The organism is Vibrio sp. A37 (assembly GCF_059777565.1).
Genome location: NZ_JBLNLI010000005.1, coordinates 337,658 through 355,177, shown reverse-complemented (window position 1 = coordinate 355,177; position 17,520 = coordinate 337,658). Strand labels below are relative to the sequence as shown.

Here is a 17,520-nt window from a genome sequence, read left to right as displayed (position 1 = left end):
AGTTAGTTCATAAATTACTCATGATTTCGCCAGTGTTCGTTATGCATTGGAATTACTAGTGTATCCCTTAGTTATTAGTTGGCGCTAGGGCAAAGTAACTTATTTATAAAAATAAATTAACAAGTTACTTTCTTACCGAATGGTGGGTATAAAGAACGGTTTTGATCACAAAAAGGCCAGTAATGTACTGACCTTTTGATGACTTAATTACAGGTTTTATTATTGAAGAGAATTAATGCAGTGTGTTGCCACCGTTTGATGCGTTGGAATAGAGCTCTGCGACATCTGACGGTTCAAATTTATAGCTTGAACCACAGTAATCACAATGTAGCGAAATCGCCCCTTCCGTTGACAAAATATCTTCAACTTCGTTTTTATCTAGGGTTAGGATTGCCGAGGCACTTCGTTCTCTAGAGCAGCCGCATTTAAATTCGACATTTTGTGGAGCGAAAAGCTGCACTGTTTCTTGATTGTATAAACGATAAAGTAATTCGTGCGCTTCGAGTGAAAATAGCTCTGAATCTTTGACAGTTTCAGTCAACTGTTCTAAATGTTCAAAATCATTCTCAGAACCAGTGCCATCTGGCATTACCTGTAAAAGCATACCCGCCGCGTGATGAGCACCTTCCATTTCGCCAACACGAATCCATAAGCGAGTCTTAAGCTGTTCAGAGCGCTCAAAGTAGTCTTCGATGATTTGAGCGAGATTATCACCCTCCAACCCTACGATACCTTGATAGCGTTCACCTTGCTTAGGTTCGATAGTAATGACTAAGTGGCCTTTGCCTAACAGAGTGTGTAGGTCGGCATCGGCAGCAATATCACCTTCCCAACGCGCAATGCCACGGACTTGCTGCTCATTGTTGCCATTAATAACGGCTAGAGAAACCGGGCCGTCACCTTGAAGTTGAAGCGTGATTGAACCTTCAAATTTGATGGTCGCGGTTAATAATGTGGTTGCGACTAAAAGTTCACCAAGCAATTTTTGAATTGGAGCTGGGTACTCTTTACTCGACAACATTTGTTGGTACACGCTATCTAACTGTACCAGTTCTCCGCGTACCGATAGATCGTCGAATAGGTAGCGATTTAACACGTTGTTTGCCATTGGGAAAACTCCAGCTTATTGATGTTTAAATTTGATAATGTCGCGACGTTGTTTTTTGTCGGGACGTTTTTCGGGGCTTGGGCTATGCGCGTTGAGTTTACGTTTCAACGCATTGTCTTCGCGCTTTTGAATGCTCTCATTCGTTTCCGTATACAAGGTTTGAGCCTCTGGTGCACCGCGACGTTGATCGGAAATTTTTTCGATCACGACAACTTTTTCGTCATATCCCTGTCTTAGACTGATAACAGCGCCTAGTTCAACTATTTTACTAGGCTTACTGCGTTGGCCATTGTAATGGACTTTGCCACCATCGACCATAGTTCGCGCTATAGATCGCGTTTTGTAGAACCGTGCGGCCCACAACCACTTGTCAAGCCGAACTGCCTCCGAATGAGTACTCATATGCGTAAACTTACTTTATTACTAGTGAATTTTATCAACAACTAATGGTAACAATGGTGCTCCATTACCTAATTTTCAAGATGGCATATAAATATTCATACATATATGATGCATAAGCGTTGCGCTATGCTATATTTGGGCGCTCCTACGGTAAATAGGATGCCATGTAGCCACTACTTAGTAAGGTGAATTTAAGGGATATTAGTGAAAGGCATTGACTTTAGTACGTTGTCAAAACCAGATTTTTGGTTGAATTTTTTCAATGAAAACAGTTTCGACTTGCAGCAAAAGCTAAGCGTTATTTTAACGGTTTGGCTTCTTATCGTTTCTGCTTGGACATTAGGCGACGGAGTTTGGATGGCAGTGGATGGTTCGTCTCAGGTCGCTCGCTGGACACCGCCATCGGTCAACCAGTCATCGAATACTCACCAATCTCTAGACTTATCCAAATTAGAACAAAGCCACTTGTTTGGTGTATATGTCAAAAAAGACACACCTGTTGTCACACAAGTTGTGCAAAATGCTCCAAAGACCACACTCAATCTTACGTTAGTAGGAACAGTCGCTAGCTCCGTGCCGAATCGAGGCGTAGCGGTTATTGCCAATCAAGGCCAGCAAGCCACTTATGGAATTAACGATGTCATTAAAGGTACTCGGGCGAAATTAAAAGCAGTACTCATCGATCGTGTCATTATCGATAATAATGGTCGTGATGAGACCTTAATGCTCAAAGGTATGAAATATTCAAAGCTTTCTGATACAGCGATCAAGCCTATTTTCCCGATTAATGACAGCAATATGCCTGAGATCAAAAGGCAGGCGCTTCTAGCAAAAATAGCAGAACAACCAAGAACGATTCTTCAATATGTTAGATTTTCCCCAGTGAGTCGAAATGGCAAATCTGTCGGGTATCGCATTTCTCCAGGAGCAAGTCCGGAACTCTTTACTTCTTTGGGACTCAAAAGTGGCGACATCGCCACCAAGATAAATGGACATGAGCTCACAAATCCAGCGAGTTTGGAGAAGGTTTTCCAAGGGGTACTCAAAGATCATAAGCTAAACCTAACTATAGAACGAGATGGGCAGCAACGTGACGTCAACATTAATATGTAGGGCCTGTGCGGGTTTCACGCAGGTAGAGGAGTGAAAAGTGAAGCATTGGCTTAACAAGGGTACATGGTTGCTAATACTAAGCTTACTCGCAGTGCCGACGATGGCATTTGCTAATGAGTTCAGTGTTAACTTCAAAGGTACAGATATTCAAGAATTTATAGATAGCGTTGGACGTAATCTCGGTAAAACCATCATTATAGATCCTTCTGTTCGTGGCAAGATTGACGTCAGAAGTTATGACCCACTGAATGAGAAGCAGTACTACAGCCTATTTCTTAATGTCTTAGAGACATATGGCTTCGCTGCCGTGACATTGCCGGATGGCGTGGTAAAGGTGATCAAAGCTAAAGATGCCAAAACGGCTTCTGTTCCGGTTTTAGTCGGTAACGATAAAGCTAAATTTAGCGATGAAGTGATTACTCGTGTCGTCACCGTACACAATGTTTCTGTTCGAGAACTGTCTCCCATTTTGCGCCAGCTAATCGATAATGCTGGAGCCGGTAATGTGGTTCATTATGAGCCTTCCAATATCATCTTGATTACTGGCCGCGCCGATACGGTCAATAAGCTGGTGGAAATTATTCGCCGCGTTGACAAAATTGGCGATAAAAACATTCAAGTGGTTGAGCTGAAAAATGCTAACGCCTCCGATCTTGTCCGTACGATTGATGCCTTAATTAAATCAAATAACGCGCAAAGTGTACCGACCAACATGCAGCCAAAATTGGTGGCTGACGACAGAACCAACTCCATTTTAATCTCGGGCAGCCCTGAAGTAAGAGCGAGATTGGTTAGGCTGATTGAACAGCTTGATGTGAACATGATCTCCAAAGGTAAAAGCCAAGTTGTTTACCTAAAATACGCAAAAGCCGAAGATGTAGTGAAAGTGCTGCAAGGTGTAGCGAAAACACTGGAAGCGGAAAAAGCAGCCAAAGGTACCGGAAAGTCAGCAGCGGCAGACGTTTCCATTGAAGCATCGAAATCGGTCAATGCACTGGTTATCACTGCGCCGCCCGATATCATGAATTCTCTAAAAAGCATCATCAAGCAGCTTGATATTCGCCGTGCCCAGGTTCTTATCGAGGCTCTAATTGTTGAGATGAGTGAAGCGCAAGGTATTAAACTGGGCGTACAGTGGGGATCGTTGGAAAGTGGTTCGGTGGTTCAGTACAGTAATACGGGTGTGCCAATTGGTAGCGTCATGACAGGTTTGCAGGATGCGCAAGATCAAACTTCCACCGAGTACTATACTAATAGCGCCGGAAACCAAGAGCCATATACGGTCACTTCGTCAGGCTCATACGATAACCTGTCCAAGGCATTGAGTGGCGTAAATGGTGCTGCAGTTAGTTTGATTATGGGCGACTGGACCGCATTAATCAGCGCTATCTCTACTGACTCCAATGCGAATATCCTATCGTCACCAAGCATTATGGTGCTGGACAACAGCGAAGCGGACTTTATTGTTGGTGAAGAGGTGCCAGTGGTGACGGGCTCTACTGCGGGTTCGAATAACTCTAACCCTTTCCAAACCGTGAGTCGTAAAGAAGTCGGTATTAAGCTGAAAGTGACACCACAAATCAACGAAGGTAATGCGGTTAAGCTGACCATCGCACAAGAAGTATCGAATGTGTTGCCTGCCGATGGTGCAGTAGACGTGCGCTTTGCCAAGCGAACCCTGAATACCACCGTGATGGTGAACGACGGCCAAATGTTGGTGCTGGGCGGCCTTATTGATGAGCGAGCGGTAGAAAGTAAATCTAAAGTGCCAATTTTGGGCGATATTCCAATTATTGGCGCGTTATTTAGGTCGACTTCAACCAGTATGGAAAAGAAAAACCTAATGGTATTTATCAAGCCGACTATTATCCGTACTGGTGTCGCGGCAGATAGTATCACTCAGCGTAAATACAACTACATCCGTGCGGAGCAGTTATATAAAGCAGATGAAGGGTTGGATCTGATTAAAAACTCTAGCATTCCAGTATTGCCAAAATTTGGCGACGACGGAAATCATCCGCCAGAGCTGCAAGCCATTATTAACCAAGTTGACAAAACGAGTAAGAAGTAATGGATGAGGTGTCCAGCAGTACCTCGCAAAGGCGATTACCATTTAGTTTTGCTAATCGCTTCAAAATGGTATTCGCCCAGCTAGAAGATGATAGCGCGACTCTGTATTACGTACCTCCGGTCTCTATTCCCGCTTTAGTTGAAGTCAAGCGGGTGATGCAAATGGAGTTTGCATTAGAAGAGATGAGCTCGGAAGCGTTTGATACTAAGTTAACTGAAGTGTATCAACGTGACTCTTCCGAAGCGCGTCAGCTCATGGAAGATATCGGTGCAGACAGCGACGACTTCTTTTCACTGGCTGAAGAGCTGCCACAAGATGAAGACTTACTCGAAGCCGAAGATGATGCGCCAATTATCAAGCTGATTAATGCGATGTTGGGAGAGGCCATCAAAGAAGGCGCATCGGATATTCATATTGAAACGTTCGAAAAGTCGCTCTCAATACGCTTTCGTATTGATGGCGTTTTACGTGACGTATTGGCTCCTAGTCGCAAGCTGGCACCTTTGTTGGTCTCTCGTGTTAAGGTCATGGCAAAGCTTGATATTGCTGAAAAGCGAGTGCCGCAAGATGGCCGTATTTCGCTGCGTATTGGGGGGCGTGCGGTTGATGTACGTGTTTCCACTATGCCGTCATCTCATGGCGAGCGCGTTGTAATGCGTCTACTGGATAAAAACGCTACGCGATTGGACTTGCACAGCTTGGGTATGACGCCACACAACCACAATAATTTCAGAAAGCTAATCCAGCGACCGCACGGTATTATCTTGGTTACAGGTCCAACAGGCTCTGGTAAATCTACGACCTTGTATGCGGGCCTAACCGAGATCAACAGCAACGAACGCAACATTTTAACAGTTGAAGATCCGATTGAATTTGATATCGATGGCATTGGCCAAACTCAGGTTAACCCAAAAGTCGACATGACGTTTGCTCGCGGTTTGCGGGCTATCTTGCGTCAAGACCCTGATGTGGTGATGGTTGGGGAAATCCGTGACTTAGAAACGGCACAAATCGCGGTGCAAGCCTCATTGACTGGTCATTTGGTGATGTCTACTTTGCACACCAATACAGCCGTTGGTGCAATCACTCGTTTACGCGATATGGGGATTGAACCATTTCTGATCTCGTCTTCACTGCTTGGAGTACTGGCGCAGCGTCTTGTTCGTACCTTGTGCCAAGAATGTATGCAGCCTTTCGAAGCAGACAAAGAGCAGAAAAAGCTGTTTGAGTTGGATGAGAGTGAGCCACTGACACTTTATCGCCCGGTGGGCTGTGAGAAGTGCAACAACAAGGGCTATCGCGGTCGTACAGGTATTCACGAATTACTGCTTGTCGATGCTCAAGTTCAAGAGTTGATTCATAGCGAAGCGGGTGAACAAGAAATTGAACAAACCGTGCGTAAGAAGACTCCAAGTATACGTTCTGATGGTTTAGAAAAAGTGAAGCGCGGCATCACGTCTCTTGAAGAAGTGATGCGAGTGACGAAGGAATCCTAATGGCAGCATTTGAGTACAAAGCTTTAGATGCAAATGGAAAACGCAAGAAAGGCGTCATGGAGGGTGACAACGCCAAGCAGGTTCGAACTCGTTTAAAAGAGCAAGGGCTGATTCCTGTTGAAGTTGTTGAAACTCGCTCTAAATCTCAAACGAGTCATCAGTCATCGGGTGTCAGCTTCAAACGAGGCATTAGTACACCTGATTTAGCCCTGATCACTCGGCAGCTTTCTACTTTAGTACAATCTGGGATGCCGTTAGAAGAGTGCTTAAAGGCGGTGTCTGAACAATCAGAAAAGCCTCGCATTAGAAGTATGCTGATGGCGGTTCGTTCAAAAGTTACTGAAGGTTATACACTTGCTGACAGTATGGCGGACTACCCGCATATATTTGATGAATTGTTTCGCTCTATGGTATCCGCAGGCGAAAAATCTGGTCACTTAGACGCGGTATTAGAGCGACTCGCTGATTATGCTGAAAGTCGGCAAAAAATGCGCTCAACGATTCAACAAGCGCTTATTTACCCTGTGGTGCTGGTAGTTTTTGCCGTTGGTATTGTGGCGTTTCTATTAGCCAATGTGGTGCCAAAAATCGTTGATCCGATTATCCAGATGGGCCAAGCACTCCCTCAGTCAACCCAATTTCTATTGGCGGCTAGCCAGTTTGTACAGCAGTGGGGGCTTGAGCTCTTTGTCGCTATTTTGGTCGTTATCTATGCCATCAAATGGTTTTTGAGTAAGCCCAAAGTCCGTTTAGCTTGGGATAAACGGGTCGTATCCATGCCAATGATTGGCAAGATTTCCAAAGGCTTAAATACATCGCGTTTTGCGAGAACGTTGTCGATTTGTACTTCCAGTGCCATTCCAATTTTGGATGGTATGAGTGTGGCAATGGATGTGATGTCGAATCGTTATATCAAGAAACAAGTCGGTATCGCCATGGAAAGTGTTCGTGAAGGGGCAAGCTTAAGGATGTCTCTCGATCAAACTAAACTTTTTCCTCCCATGATGCTGCATATGATTGCAAGTGGCGAACAAAGTGGTGAGTTAGAAAGCATGCTGACACGTGCAGCTGACAACCAAGATGCCAACTTCGAGTCCACAGTGAATATAGCGTTGGGGATCTTTACCCCAGCAATTATCGCGTTGATGGCGGCGATGGTTCTATTTATTGTAATGGCTACCTTAATGCCAATGTTAGAAATGAATAATTTGATGAGTCGATAGAGCGTTTCCGGAATCGACTCGTTGGGCAAATATATCGGAGAACGTATGAAAATAAGAAAAACGAAACAATCTGGCTTTACTCTACTTGAGCTGATGGTTGTTATTGTCATTTTAGGTCTTTTGGCAAGTGTGGTTGTTCCTAACTTACTTGGTAACAAGGAAAAAGCGGATCAACAAAAAGCAGTGACGGATGTGGTTGCGTTAGAGAACGCATTAGATATGTATAAGCTAGATAATGGCGTGTATCCGACGACAGACCAAGGTTTGGAAGCGTTAGTGAAAAAACCAAGCGGCGATCCTATGCCTCGTAACTATCGTGATGGTGGTTATATCAAACGCCTACCCAATGACCCATGGGGACGTCCATACCAGTATCTAAACCCAGGTCAGCACGGTACGATTGATGTATTCACTCTAGGGGCCGATGGTCAAGAGGGTGGTACAGGTGCTAACTCTGATATTGGTAACTGGAATATTCAAAAATTCCAATAACAGTTGAGAGGGTGACGTAAGTCACCCTAATTCACTATGTATTCAAACCGTGGTTTCACTCTCATCGAAGTTCTTCTTGTTGTTTTGCTTGTCGCGATTTGCGCAGTTGCTGTTATTTCGACCTTGCCAACTAACAAGAAAGATTTTGCCAAAAAGTCAGCTCAACTGTTATATCAGCGTATCCAGCTTCTTAACGAAGAGGCGATCCTGAACGGTGAGGACTTTGGCATTCGTATTGATGAGTCTAAATCTCGCTACACGATCATGACCTTAGGTGAAAAAGGTTGGCAGGTTAAAAAGTTAGAAAACATGAAGTCTGAAACCACATTGCCTAGCAATCTATCCATCAAATTTGAGCTTGGTGGCGGGGTGTGGAAAGACAGCGATCGACTTTTTAAGCCGGGTAGCTTGTTCGAAGATAGTAAATTCGAAGATTCAGAAAAAGAAAAGAAACAGAAACCACCGCAAATATTTATCTTGTCTAGTGGAGAAGTCACCCCTTTCTCCTTGACTCTTTATCCATCAGACTCATCTATCGCTGACAATGGCTGGACGGTATTAACCAAAGCCAATGGACAAATTCTCCTCAAAGAGCCGGGAGAATCTGATGAGACATAAAAAACGTGGAATGACGCTTTTGGAGGTGTTAGTTGCGCTTGCTATCTTTGCGACTGCCGCCCTTGCCATCATTCGTACGGTGACGCAACACATCAATACTTTGAGCTATCTACAAGAAAAGACCTTCGCTTCCATGGTGGTAGACAATCAAATGGCGCTGCAGATGCTAGCACCGAAAAACCTTACAGAGCGCTCGGGAACGGAGGAGATGGCCGGGAGAACGTGGTATTGGAAGGTAACGCCGATCGCTACAACAGAAAGCTGGCTTAAATCATTTGATGTCAGTGTTGCGACCAGTAAAACATCCAGTCCAATAGTTACGGTGAGAAGTTATGTCCCGAATAGCAGTAACTAACTCTCGTCGTCAAAGAGGCTTCACACTGATTGAGGTGTTGGTCGCGATTGCTATTTTTGCCACGATGAGCGTTGCCGCTTATCAGGTGGTAAACCAAGTGCAAAGAAGTGATTCTGTTTCGATGAAGGAAACAGCGAATCTGAAACAATTGCAACGTGCAATGGTCTTTTTAAATAATGACTTTCGCCAAATTGCTCAGAGGCATTTTCGCACCAACGGCAGTGACCCGAGTTCTGGATATATTGATTACCAAGACTACTTATTGGATTCCGATGGTAAAGGAGTCATGTTCACCCATTATGGATTCTTTAATCCATTGCAACAGTTTCCTCGTGGTGAAGTAACCAAGGTTGGCTACCGCGTTAAAAATAAAGTGCTGCAGAGAGTGTGGTGGCGTTATCCAGACACACCAGCAGGAGATAAAGGCGAAGTTATGCCTTTGTTGAAAGGCGTAGAATCCTTTGGCTTGCGTTTTTATGACGGCTCGGAGTGGCTTGATGAGTGGGATCAGGATGACAAGTTGCCGAAAGCTATCGAAGTTGACCTTACGTTGGCTGACTATGGCAAAATCAAACGAATTTATTTAGTTGCGAGCGACGATAATAGTTCGAGTTCTAGCGGAGGTAGCAGTGATACCTAATCGCAAGCGACATCTTAAGAACTCTGTTAGACAGCGCGGCGTTGCACTCATCATTATTTTGATGCTGGTGGCTATCATGGCTGGAATAGCGGCCACAATGTCAGAGCGCTTATTTACCCAGTTTAAAAGAGCAGGCAATCAAATAAACCACCAACAGGCTTATTGGTATGCGATTGGCGCTGAAGCTCTAGCTGAAAAAGCCATTGAAGAAAGTTACAAAGAAACTGAAAACGACAGTAATAAAACGACCAATTTGTCTCAGCCTTGGGCAAACGACGGTAAGCAGATGAACTTTCCGCTTGATTACGGCACGTTGGAAGGGAAAATTGTCGATAAGCAGGCGTGCTTTAATATAAATGCTCTTTCGGCGGTGACACCTAATACGACTGCCAGTGGTACTGGGCCTTACTTGGTTCAATTTTTCCAGAACCTGCTTGAGAGTGTTGGCGTTGAAAGCTACAAAGCAGAAGTGATTGCCAACTCAACATGGTCATATGTCAGCTCAAATGAGTCTGTTCGGGCACAAACAGGTATTGCTGATAGTCATTATGAGTCGTTGAAACCGTCTTTTTTACCGCCAAATGGGATGATGGCAGACAGCAGTGAACTCCGCGCAGTCAACGAAATGACTGGCAAAATTATGTTGGAGATACAGCCATTTATCTGCGCGTTGCCGACAACGGAATGGAAGATGAATGTGAATACGCTGGAACCGAATCAAGCAAACTTGTTGGCTGCGTTGTTTTACCCTAATTTAAGTGTATCTGATGCCAAAGGAATTATTGATGGTCGTCCGGAGAAAGGTTGGGATAGTGTCTCGGCCTTTATGTCTTCATCTTCGGTTTTAACTGGCCTGAGTGATGCCGTGCGTGAAGCGGCTGAGAAATATCTAACAGTGGATAGTTCCTATTTTGGTTTGGATGCTCAAGTATTCGTTGGAGATTCGAGAGTAAGAATTCGAAGCTTATTGTTTAGTAAAGATAGAAAAACTGCGACGGTCATTCGCCGTCGCTTTGGAGGAATCAGTGAGCGAGTGCTTGATCGTTCGTCTGAGTAGTCAAAAAACTGCGACCATACATTGGGTGATTTGGTCCTTGAGCCAAAATGCTGCAGTTGAGTCGGGTGAGTTGGCAACATGGGAAGATTTATCACAAATACAAAAGATTGCAGAGCAAAGACAAATAGTCTTGTTACTGGATGCTGCCGACGTCATTTTATCTGAGGTTGAAGTGCCTGCTGGTGCATCTCGTCAGCTTGAGGGGCTAGTGCCTTATTTGCTAGAGGACGATGTTGCTCAAGATGTAGACGAGTTGCATTTCTCAGTATTGTCGAAAAAAGGCCAGCAAGCTTATGTTTGTGGTGTTAATCGCTCTTGGCTGAGTGAAGTATTGTCCGAATTCGAAACTCTGGGTATAGAAATCAAACGGGTATTGCCAGATGTACTTGCGCTACCGTTGGATGAAAATGATTTGTCGGCAGCATCTATTGATGGTCGCTGGCTAGTTAAAAAAGGGGAGTTTCAGGGGGTTTCTGTTGAAGAAAGCTGGCTTGAAGCGCTAAAGCGCTCAGATTGGGTGAAAGAGCAAGAGGAGTATCTAACCCTTACTTCTTATTCTGCACTTCCGAATCTGGTAGAGGTTGAAGATCAACAATGGTCAGTGAAGGCTGAAGGGTCGATTCTTTCACTTTTAGCGTCTCAAGCATCTCATAGCTCAATTAATTTGCTTACTGGGGTATTTAAAGCCAAATCTGCCTTGTTAAAGCATTGGAAGGTTTGGCAAAAAGCGGCTATTGCTGCCGTTGTCTTAATTGTCATTATGACTGGTTACAACTTATTGAAAGTCAATCAATACGAAAACCAAGCCACAGCATACCGTGCTGAAAGTGAAAGAATCTTTCGCGAGATTTTCCCTAACAAACACCGTATACCAACCATGAGTTACTTAAAACGCTTGATGGAAGAGGAAGTTCAGCACCTTTCTGGTTCCAGTAACAACGACTCGCTGCTGCTATGGTTAAACAAATTACCAGAAACGGTTGGAACTGTACCTGGAATGGAACTGCAAAGTATCAAGTATGACAGTTCTCGTGGTGAACTGAGAATTGAGGCGACCAGTAAAGATTTCCAAAGTTTTGAAAAAGCTAGAATTGCGTTGCAAAAGCAATTTAAAGTGCAAGAAGGCCAATTAGGCCGAGATGGTACTGTGGTTAGTGGCACATTCTTACTCACTAAGAAGGGAGGCTAAAGTATGATGGAGAAATTACTTGAACCTGCCAAAGCGTGGTGGGCAACCATATCACAAAGAGAGCAGCGGCTGGTCATCATCTGTTCGGTCGTATTTGCGGTATTCATTATCTACAGCGCCATTTTACAGCCGCTTTCTCAGGCGACAGAAACCGCACACATGCGCATCAATAGCGACCGAGAGTTGTTAACTTGGGTAAGAGAGAAAGCGGATCAAATTACGACTCTGCGAGCGCAAAGCGGTGTATCGACATCAAACCAAACTCTTAACCAAATTATCTCCTCTTCAACGCGTAGGTTTAATATTGAACTTATTCGAGTACAACCCAATGCTGACATGCTACAAGTATGGACTCAACCGATACCATTTAAGCAGCTCGTTCAATGGCTTGATTATCTGTCTGAGAAGCAGGGAGTGGTGATAGCGTTTATGGATATATCCAAAACGGATACTCCTGGTGTGGTGAAAATAAATCGATTGCAGTTTAAACGAGGTTAGCCTAGTGCGTGTGAAAGCGATATTCAGTAGTAAGGCGTCTTTGATTGTAGTGTTGGTGCTCGTTTTTGTGGTAAGTCTGATCGCACATATGCCAGCATCATTGGTGGTCAAGCATTTACCGCTACCGCCGCAGTTAAGCTTATCTGGGGTGAATGGCACCATATGGAAAGGGAGCTCAAGCAATGTCACTTGGCAGCGTACGTCTATCGGTGAAGTAGACTGGAACATCGATGTTCTTCCACTCTTTTGGGCCAATATTGAAGCGCATGTCCGTTTTGGACGCGGAAGTGAATTAGGACTTCGAGGCAAAGGTGTTGTTGGTTATAAACTTAGCGGACCATACGCGAAAAACCTCATCGCTTCTATGTCGGCAGAGAAAGTAATGAGCTTTGTTAACCCAAACTTGCCAGTGACGCTGGGTGGACAGATGGAACTGTCGCTACGGCATATCGATTTTGCTGCACCTCAACCTGAAAATAAGGTCGGCACTTTGGTATGGAATGACAGTTACTTAGGCTCTCCTATAGGCAGCTTGAAGTTGGGGCCTGTCATAGCAGACTTAAACTACGCCAACAGCCAATGGTCATTATCTGGCAAGCAAAATAATGATCAGTTGAGCAGTGATTTTTCAGCGCAGTTAAATAATAGAAGTGGATACAGCGTGAAAGGCTGGTTTAAACCGGGCGCTGAATTTCCGACTGATTTAGTCAAGCAGCTGCAATGGTTGGGTCGCCCGGATAATCAAGGCCGCTTTCATTTCAACCAATCTGGCCGAATCTAAGTACTTCATGTTAGAGGGCTAACCCGCAGGTTAGTCCTTTATTTTTAGCACTTCATCCCAAGGTAAGCCTTCATCACCTAGCACAATAAAGTTTGGGTTTTCCAAGCTTTCTCTTTCGTTGTAAGAAAGGGGTTCAAGCTGAGTACTTAAAATGCGACCGCCAGCTTCTTCAACGATGCATTGCGTTGCTGCAGTATCCCACTCACCTGTAGGGCCGATGCGCAGATAGCAATCGACGGCCCCTTCCGCCACGAGGCAGGCTTTTAAAGCTGCAGAACCAAGAGGAACGAGATCATAGTCATAAGCACTGCTCATTCGATTGGTAATCCGATTGATGTCTTGCCTACGACTAATGGCTATCGAAATTGACGACGTGTTGTTCTCATGCTTGAGGGTATTGATGCGAATGCTGTCATCCATATCTGGGATTTTCCATGCGCCTTTATTTTTGTAGGCATAGTAAGTGACTCCCGAGACAGGTCCATAGACTACACCCATGATAGGTTGATGGTTTTCAATCAGAGCAATGATTGTGGCAAAGTCGCCGCTACGTGCGATAAATTCTTGAGTTCCGTCTAGCGGGTCGACAAGCCAATATCTGTCCCAATGTCCGCGCTCTTCTAAGCTGATATCAGCAGCTTCTTCAGAAAGAATGGGGATATCTGGGGTAAGCTCAGAAAGTTGCTTAAGAATCAATTTATGTGCCGCGATGTCGGCACTGGTGACGGGAGTCTGGTCGCTTTTGGTGTAGGCTTGGTACTGCTTGTTTTCGTAAATATCAAGAATGAGCTGGCCAGCAGAGCGTGCAATCTTAATGATTGAAGGCAGTAGGTGAGATAAATCTGAAGTGGCAGGCATATGGGCTCCTAACGCCTAAATACTATAATAGTTCCAGATGCTTTAATGTAAGCATTAATGCAGTGATTGAGCGAGACTCACAAAAATCAAGGTGAGATAGCAATTCTTGAGCCTGTGATAAAGGCCAGCGTACAATTTCTAGCGGCTCTGGCTCATCACCCTCTAATGTCTCTGAGTATAGGTCTTGTGCAAGAAAAAGAGTCATTTTGCTGGAAAAATATGAGGGTGCAACGACGACTTGTTTTAATTGAGTCAGTGAGTTGGCGCCAAAGCCGATTTCTTCTTTTAGCTCACGATTAGCGGCTTGCTCTGCTGACTCTCCCGGGTCAACCAGCCCTTTTGGAAAGCCCAGCTCATAATCTTCGGTGCCTGCTGCGTACTCACGGATCAGTAATATCTCACCTTTATCGGTAATTGGCACCATCATAACGCCACTGCGGCCCGACGGCTTTAGGCGCTCGTAGGTTCTTTCTACTCCGTTGCTAAAACGAAGATCGAGTGACTCAATAGTAAATAGCTTTGATTTAGCGACTGAATTTTTGGCTAAAATAACAGGTGGCTTTCTCTTGCTCACTGTACACTCCCCTGAGCATGATACTACTAATATATTCCTTAACTATATGAGAAAATGGGGGCGCTTGAAAAGCAGTAGATGGATTTGAAGAGCTATTTGAGGGGAATAAATAGCTAGAGCAGAGTTGCTCTAGCTTAAATTGGCTGTTACGAGTTAGTAATAGGAGTGCTCGCCACGGTCATGCTCTGTCGCATCACGAACAGCAGTTAATTCGCCAGAAAATTGCTCAAGCAATTGCTTTTCAATGCCTTCTTTCAGAGTGACATCAACCATCGAACAACCATTACAACCACCACCGAATGCAACGATAGCGACACCTTCATCGGTCACTTCTACTACATTTACGTGGCCGCCATGACCAGCAAGCTGAGGATTCACTTGAGTTTGAATAACATACTCAACTCGCTCAATGAGCGGTGCATCGTCAGCAACTTTACGCATTTTTGCATTTGGCGCTTTTAACGTCAGCTGAGAGCCCATTTTGTCAGATACATAATCGATTTCTGCATCCTCTAAGAAAGGGAGGCTGAGTTCATCAATGTAGGCAGAAAAACCTGCAAACTTCAGCTCAGTGTCAGAGGCCTCAACCGCTTCAACTGGACAATAAGAAACGCCACACTCCGCGTTTTGAGTTCCTGGGTTTACCACGAACACTCGGATGTTGGTGCCTTCTGGCTGTTGCTCTAGTAGGTTCACAAAGTGGCTTTGTGCTGCTTCAGTAATAGTAATGGAATCGGACACAATTAATACCTGACTAATTTCGTAAGTTATTAGCCACTATTCTACTCTTGTATATCCAGAGATCTAGTATTTTAGTTTAATAAACCCGTTGAATTTAGGCATGATCGCTTGATGTTCGGCAAATGCAATAGATATCAATAATCTCTACACCTTGATCTAAAAGTAGTTTTACCATTTGATTCACCGTTTCCCCAGTAGTCACTACGTCATCGACAATCGCGACATGCTTTACAACAGGTGGGGTGTGGAGTCGAAACGCATTGTTGACGTTTTTCTGTCTTTGCTTTTTGTTTAAGCCTTGCTGCTGCTTCGTTGATTTGGTACGAGAAAATATATGTTTTGCTACGGGTACATTAAGTAGTTGACCTAACTCATCTGCTAACAATTCACTTTGATTGAATCCTCTTATGAGCTTCCTTCTCCAATGCAGGGGAACAAAGGTAATGACGTCGGGATGCTCCACAATTCTTGGTGCAAGCAGGCGGGCTAGGTTTTGTGCATGCCAGAACTGTTTTCCATGCTTGAGTTTATGTACGTACCTAGACAGTGGCGGTTGATATAAGCCTACGCTATGTAATCGTCTCCATAATGGTGGGGACGTTAAACAGTTTCCACAGCTGTTTTTACTGGCTGGTAGTGGAGCTCCGCAGCGAGCACATTGAGTTCGGGGCTTCATTAGGGTTTGGCAATGAGCGCACCAACACGTTTGATTGAATTCCTGAATAGGCAGGCGGCATAGATCGCATTGCGCATGCAAAGTGTGGTGAATGCAATTTCGTATCCATTGATATAACATGACGCAGCGTTCGGCAAACTTTGGTCTTGCCATATTGATATAGTTTAAAGCTGTTAGAGGACGAAATTAGTGGTAGATAGTGTGAACTTTCCGACAAGTCTACATTGGCAGACAATGGGTCAAGGTGGGGATATTGTTTTGCTGCATGGCTGGGGAATGAACGGTGCTGTATGGCTGCAAACGGCCGAGAAGCTTAGTGAGTCATTTAAAGTTCATATTGTTGATTTGCCTGGTTACGGACATAGTCACTCAGTTGAAGCCTCCAGCCTCAATGCCATTTGTGAGCTGCTACTTCGGCAAGCGCCAGAACGCGCTATCTGGGTTGGCTGGTCACTCGGTGGTTTGATTGCTTCTCATATTGCTATTCATCATCCAGCGCGAGTGGAAAAGCTTATAACAGTATCGAGTTCGCCAAAATTTGCTGCTGAAAAACCATGGCGTGGTATTCAACCTAAAGTTCTACAAAATTTTACCCAGCAGTTACTCGAAGACTTTCAAGTAACGGTTGAGCGTTTTATGGCGTTGCAGGCGATGGGTAGTCCAACCGCTAAAAGTGATTTGAAACAGTTGAAGAAATCTGTGCTAACAAGGCCTGAGCCAAATACTGAAGCACTTTTGTATGGTTTAAGTTTACTCGCTGACGTGGACCAACGTGAGGCACTAAAAAACTTGGCATTACCAATACTTAGATTGTACGGCCGTTTGGATGGTTTGGTGCCGATAAAAGTCGCTCATGACTTGCAGGAACTGCTTCCAAGTTCATCTCAATTTATCTTCTCGCAGTCTTCCCATGCGCCCTTTATGACAGAGTTAGATGCTTTTTGTGAGCAGATAATAGAGTTTAGCCTTTCAGTTTAAGTCCGCACGAAATGTAAACAATTCTAAACTTTTGCTCAGTTTCGTCGATAAGGAGTTAACCTGGTGGTGATTTAGCGCAAATGCACTATTGGGTAGCGGGCGATACTGAGGAGGTTTCAGTTATGATCGTGTCACCAGCGAACGTTGGTGTGCCGCTTATCGCCCCATCAGTAAATGTGCAGACGGAACAGGTTGCGCATGACAATAAGTCACGTGAACCAATAGTGCCAACGGTTGAACTGGCCAAAACCAATGCTGAAAGAAGAGTCAAAGGTGACGACAAGCAGCGGAATCGACCATCATGGGATCCTTCAGAACATCCGAGCTATGAGATGGAGAACCCTCCAGATGAGGAGACTGCTGCCGAAGAGGAAGAGAATCGAGAGCATCTCGATAAACTGTTCAGCTTACTATCACTAGAGACATACAGTCAGCATCAAGGGAAAGGCTATACAATGCGATTTAGGCTACCTAAGCGCGTTATTGATGCAGCGATAACAGAAGGGCGAATGGCGTGTCGGCGCACAGTGATCAAGTATCACTACGGGCAAGCTGTTTTACCTAACACACCTTCTGACGTGATAGCGGTTTTATAGCGCAAGCCAGATGTTAAAACCGTCCAAACAATACCCACTTACCTAATAGGTAAG

The 17,520-nt window shown here is 44.6% G+C and carries 20 protein-coding genes; 14 read left to right on the top strand and 6 right to left on the bottom strand.

The genetic code is table 11. The annotated features are described in order from the left end of the window. Positions 1-232 precede the first annotated feature (232 nt). Together hslO and hslR are read right to left on the bottom strand one after the other, a co-directional pair. A complete protein-coding gene (gene hslO / locus ACM2FC_RS11765) occupies positions 233-1,108 on the bottom strand; it encodes an Hsp33 family molecular chaperone HslO (RefSeq protein ID WP_498481099.1) in 876 nt (291 codons plus the stop codon). A 15-nt stretch (positions 1,109-1,123) separates the two neighbouring features. Next, the gene (hslR, locus tag ACM2FC_RS11760; RefSeq protein WP_498481098.1) at positions 1,124-1,510 is read right to left on the bottom strand and encodes a ribosome-associated heat shock protein Hsp15; all 387 of its coding nucleotides are present in this window, start codon (positions 1,508-1,510) and stop codon (positions 1,124-1,126) included. Between the two features lie 204 nt (positions 1,511-1,714). Between hslR and gspC the strand changes: the two genes are divergently transcribed. From gspC to ACM2FC_RS11700, 12 genes are read left to right on the top strand one after another with little or no spacing between them, the layout of a single operon-like run. Further along, positions 1,715-2,623, top strand: a complete 909-nt coding sequence (gspC, locus tag ACM2FC_RS11755; RefSeq protein ID WP_498481097.1) for a type II secretion system protein GspC — start codon at positions 1,715-1,717, stop codon at positions 2,621-2,623. A 37-nt stretch (positions 2,624-2,660) separates the two neighbouring features. Next, positions 2,661-4,694, top strand: coding sequence for a type II secretion system secretin GspD (gene gspD, locus ACM2FC_RS11750; protein WP_498481096.1), 2,034 nt, complete (start codon positions 2,661-2,663; stop codon positions 4,692-4,694). Then, complete coding sequence (gene gspE / locus ACM2FC_RS11745; protein WP_498481095.1) at positions 4,694-6,190, top strand: type II secretion system ATPase GspE; 1,497 nt, start codon at positions 4,694-4,696, stop codon at positions 6,188-6,190. The genes gspD and gspE overlap by 1 nt, the downstream gene beginning before the upstream one ends. Next, the gene (gspF, locus tag ACM2FC_RS11740) at positions 6,190-7,413 is read left to right on the top strand and encodes a type II secretion system inner membrane protein GspF (RefSeq protein ID WP_498481094.1); all 1,224 of its coding nucleotides are present in this window, start codon (positions 6,190-6,192) and stop codon (positions 7,411-7,413) included. Before gspE ends, gspF begins: the two co-directional genes overlap by 1 nt. A 45-nt stretch (positions 7,414-7,458) precedes the next feature. Beyond that, a complete protein-coding gene (gspG, locus tag ACM2FC_RS11735; RefSeq protein WP_498481092.1) occupies positions 7,459-7,905 on the top strand; it encodes a type II secretion system major pseudopilin GspG in 447 nt (148 codons plus the stop codon). 36 nt (positions 7,906-7,941) lie between these two features. Continuing rightward, positions 7,942-8,523 (top strand): type II secretion system minor pseudopilin GspH, encoded by a 582-nt coding sequence (gspH, locus tag ACM2FC_RS11730; protein ID WP_498481091.1) that lies wholly within the window; start codon positions 7,942-7,944, stop codon positions 8,521-8,523. Beyond that, positions 8,513-8,878: a type II secretion system minor pseudopilin GspI gene (gspI, locus tag ACM2FC_RS11725; protein WP_498481089.1), complete on the top strand. Its 366-nt coding sequence runs from the start codon at positions 8,513-8,515 to the stop codon at positions 8,876-8,878. The genes gspH and gspI overlap by 11 nt, the downstream gene beginning before the upstream one ends. Then, complete coding sequence (gspJ, locus tag ACM2FC_RS11720; RefSeq protein WP_498481088.1) at positions 8,856-9,518, top strand: type II secretion system minor pseudopilin GspJ; 663 nt, start codon at positions 8,856-8,858, stop codon at positions 9,516-9,518. The genes gspI and gspJ overlap by 23 nt, the downstream gene beginning before the upstream one ends. After that, positions 9,508-10,575 carry a type II secretion system minor pseudopilin GspK gene (gspK, locus tag ACM2FC_RS11715; protein WP_498481086.1) on the top strand — a complete coding sequence of 356 codons (1,068 nt, stop codon included), beginning with the start codon at positions 9,508-9,510 and terminating at the stop codon, positions 10,573-10,575. Before gspJ ends, gspK begins: the two co-directional genes overlap by 11 nt. Next, complete coding sequence (gspL, locus tag ACM2FC_RS11710) at positions 10,544-11,764, top strand: type II secretion system protein GspL (protein ID WP_498481085.1); 1,221 nt, start codon at positions 10,544-10,546, stop codon at positions 11,762-11,764. Before gspK ends, gspL begins: the two co-directional genes overlap by 32 nt. A gap of 6 nt (positions 11,765-11,770) precedes the next feature. Then, positions 11,771-12,262, top strand: coding sequence for a type II secretion system protein M (locus tag ACM2FC_RS11705; protein WP_498481128.1), 492 nt, complete (start codon positions 11,771-11,773; stop codon positions 12,260-12,262). A 4-nt stretch (positions 12,263-12,266) separates the two neighbouring features. Further along, the gene (locus ACM2FC_RS11700; RefSeq protein WP_498481084.1) at positions 12,267-13,043 is read left to right on the top strand and encodes a type II secretion system protein N; all 777 of its coding nucleotides are present in this window, start codon (positions 12,267-12,269) and stop codon (positions 13,041-13,043) included. 30 nt (positions 13,044-13,073) lie between these two features. On the opposite strand, the gene cysQ is transcribed toward ACM2FC_RS11700, so the two are convergent. The 4 genes from cysQ to ACM2FC_RS11680 form a co-directional block, all read right to left on the bottom strand. Next, positions 13,074-13,901, bottom strand: coding sequence for a 3'(2'),5'-bisphosphate nucleotidase CysQ (cysQ, locus tag ACM2FC_RS11695; RefSeq protein WP_498481083.1), 828 nt, complete (start codon positions 13,899-13,901; stop codon positions 13,074-13,076). A 22-nt stretch (positions 13,902-13,923) separates the two neighbouring features. Next, the gene (gene nudE, locus ACM2FC_RS11690) at positions 13,924-14,475 is read right to left on the bottom strand and encodes an ADP compounds hydrolase NudE (RefSeq protein WP_498481082.1); all 552 of its coding nucleotides are present in this window, start codon (positions 14,473-14,475) and stop codon (positions 13,924-13,926) included. Between the two features lie 153 nt (positions 14,476-14,628). Then, complete coding sequence (gene nfuA, locus ACM2FC_RS11685) at positions 14,629-15,216, bottom strand: Fe-S biogenesis protein NfuA (RefSeq protein WP_498481081.1); 588 nt, start codon at positions 15,214-15,216, stop codon at positions 14,629-14,631. Positions 15,217-15,310: 94 nt separating this feature from the next. Next, on the bottom strand, positions 15,311-16,045 hold the full coding sequence (locus ACM2FC_RS11680; protein WP_498481080.1) for a ComF family protein: 735 nt from the start codon (positions 16,043-16,045) through the stop codon (positions 15,311-15,313). Positions 16,046-16,126: 81 nt separating this feature from the next. Between ACM2FC_RS11680 and bioH the strand changes: the two genes are divergently transcribed. Both bioH and ACM2FC_RS11670 read left to right on the top strand, forming a co-directional pair. Further along, complete coding sequence (gene bioH, locus ACM2FC_RS11675) at positions 16,127-16,870, top strand: pimeloyl-ACP methyl ester esterase BioH (protein ID WP_498481127.1); 744 nt, start codon at positions 16,127-16,129, stop codon at positions 16,868-16,870. Positions 16,871-16,992: 122 nt separating this feature from the next. Continuing rightward, complete coding sequence (locus ACM2FC_RS11670) at positions 16,993-17,466, top strand: ATP-dependent Lon protease (RefSeq protein ID WP_498481079.1); 474 nt, start codon at positions 16,993-16,995, stop codon at positions 17,464-17,466. The last annotated feature ends 54 nt before the right edge of the window (positions 17,467-17,520 follow it).

Bases quoted from the DNA above. Each gene is read 5' to 3' on its own strand.
- hslO (WP_498481099.1), bottom strand. From the start codon at position 1,108: ATGGCAAACAACGTGTTAAATCGCTACCTATTCGACGATCTATCGGTA.
- hslR (WP_498481098.1), bottom strand. From the start codon at position 1,510: ATGAGTACTCATTCGGAGGCAGTTCGGCTTGACAAGTGGTTGTGGGCC.
- gspE (WP_498481095.1), top strand. From the start codon at position 4,694: ATGGATGAGGTGTCCAGCAGTACCTCGCAAAGGCGATTACCATTTAGT.
- gspF (WP_498481094.1), top strand. From the start codon at position 6,190: ATGGCAGCATTTGAGTACAAAGCTTTAGATGCAAATGGAAAACGCAAG.
- gspG (WP_498481092.1), top strand. From the start codon at position 7,459: ATGAAAATAAGAAAAACGAAACAATCTGGCTTTACTCTACTTGAGCTG.
- gspH (WP_498481091.1), top strand. From the start codon at position 7,942: ATGTATTCAAACCGTGGTTTCACTCTCATCGAAGTTCTTCTTGTTGTT.
- gspI (WP_498481089.1), top strand. From the start codon at position 8,513: ATGAGACATAAAAAACGTGGAATGACGCTTTTGGAGGTGTTAGTTGCG.
- gspJ (WP_498481088.1), top strand. From the start codon at position 8,856: ATGTCCCGAATAGCAGTAACTAACTCTCGTCGTCAAAGAGGCTTCACA.
- ACM2FC_RS11705 (WP_498481128.1), top strand. From the start codon at position 11,771: ATGGAGAAATTACTTGAACCTGCCAAAGCGTGGTGGGCAACCATATCA.
- cysQ (WP_498481083.1), bottom strand. From the start codon at position 13,901: ATGCCTGCCACTTCAGATTTATCTCACCTACTGCCTTCAATCATTAAG.
- ACM2FC_RS11680 (WP_498481080.1), bottom strand. From the start codon at position 16,045: ATGGCAAGACCAAAGTTTGCCGAACGCTGCGTCATGTTATATCAATGG.
- bioH (WP_498481127.1), top strand. From the start codon at position 16,127: ATGGGTCAAGGTGGGGATATTGTTTTGCTGCATGGCTGGGGAATGAAC.
- ACM2FC_RS11670 (WP_498481079.1), top strand. From the start codon at position 16,993: ATGATCGTGTCACCAGCGAACGTTGGTGTGCCGCTTATCGCCCCATCA.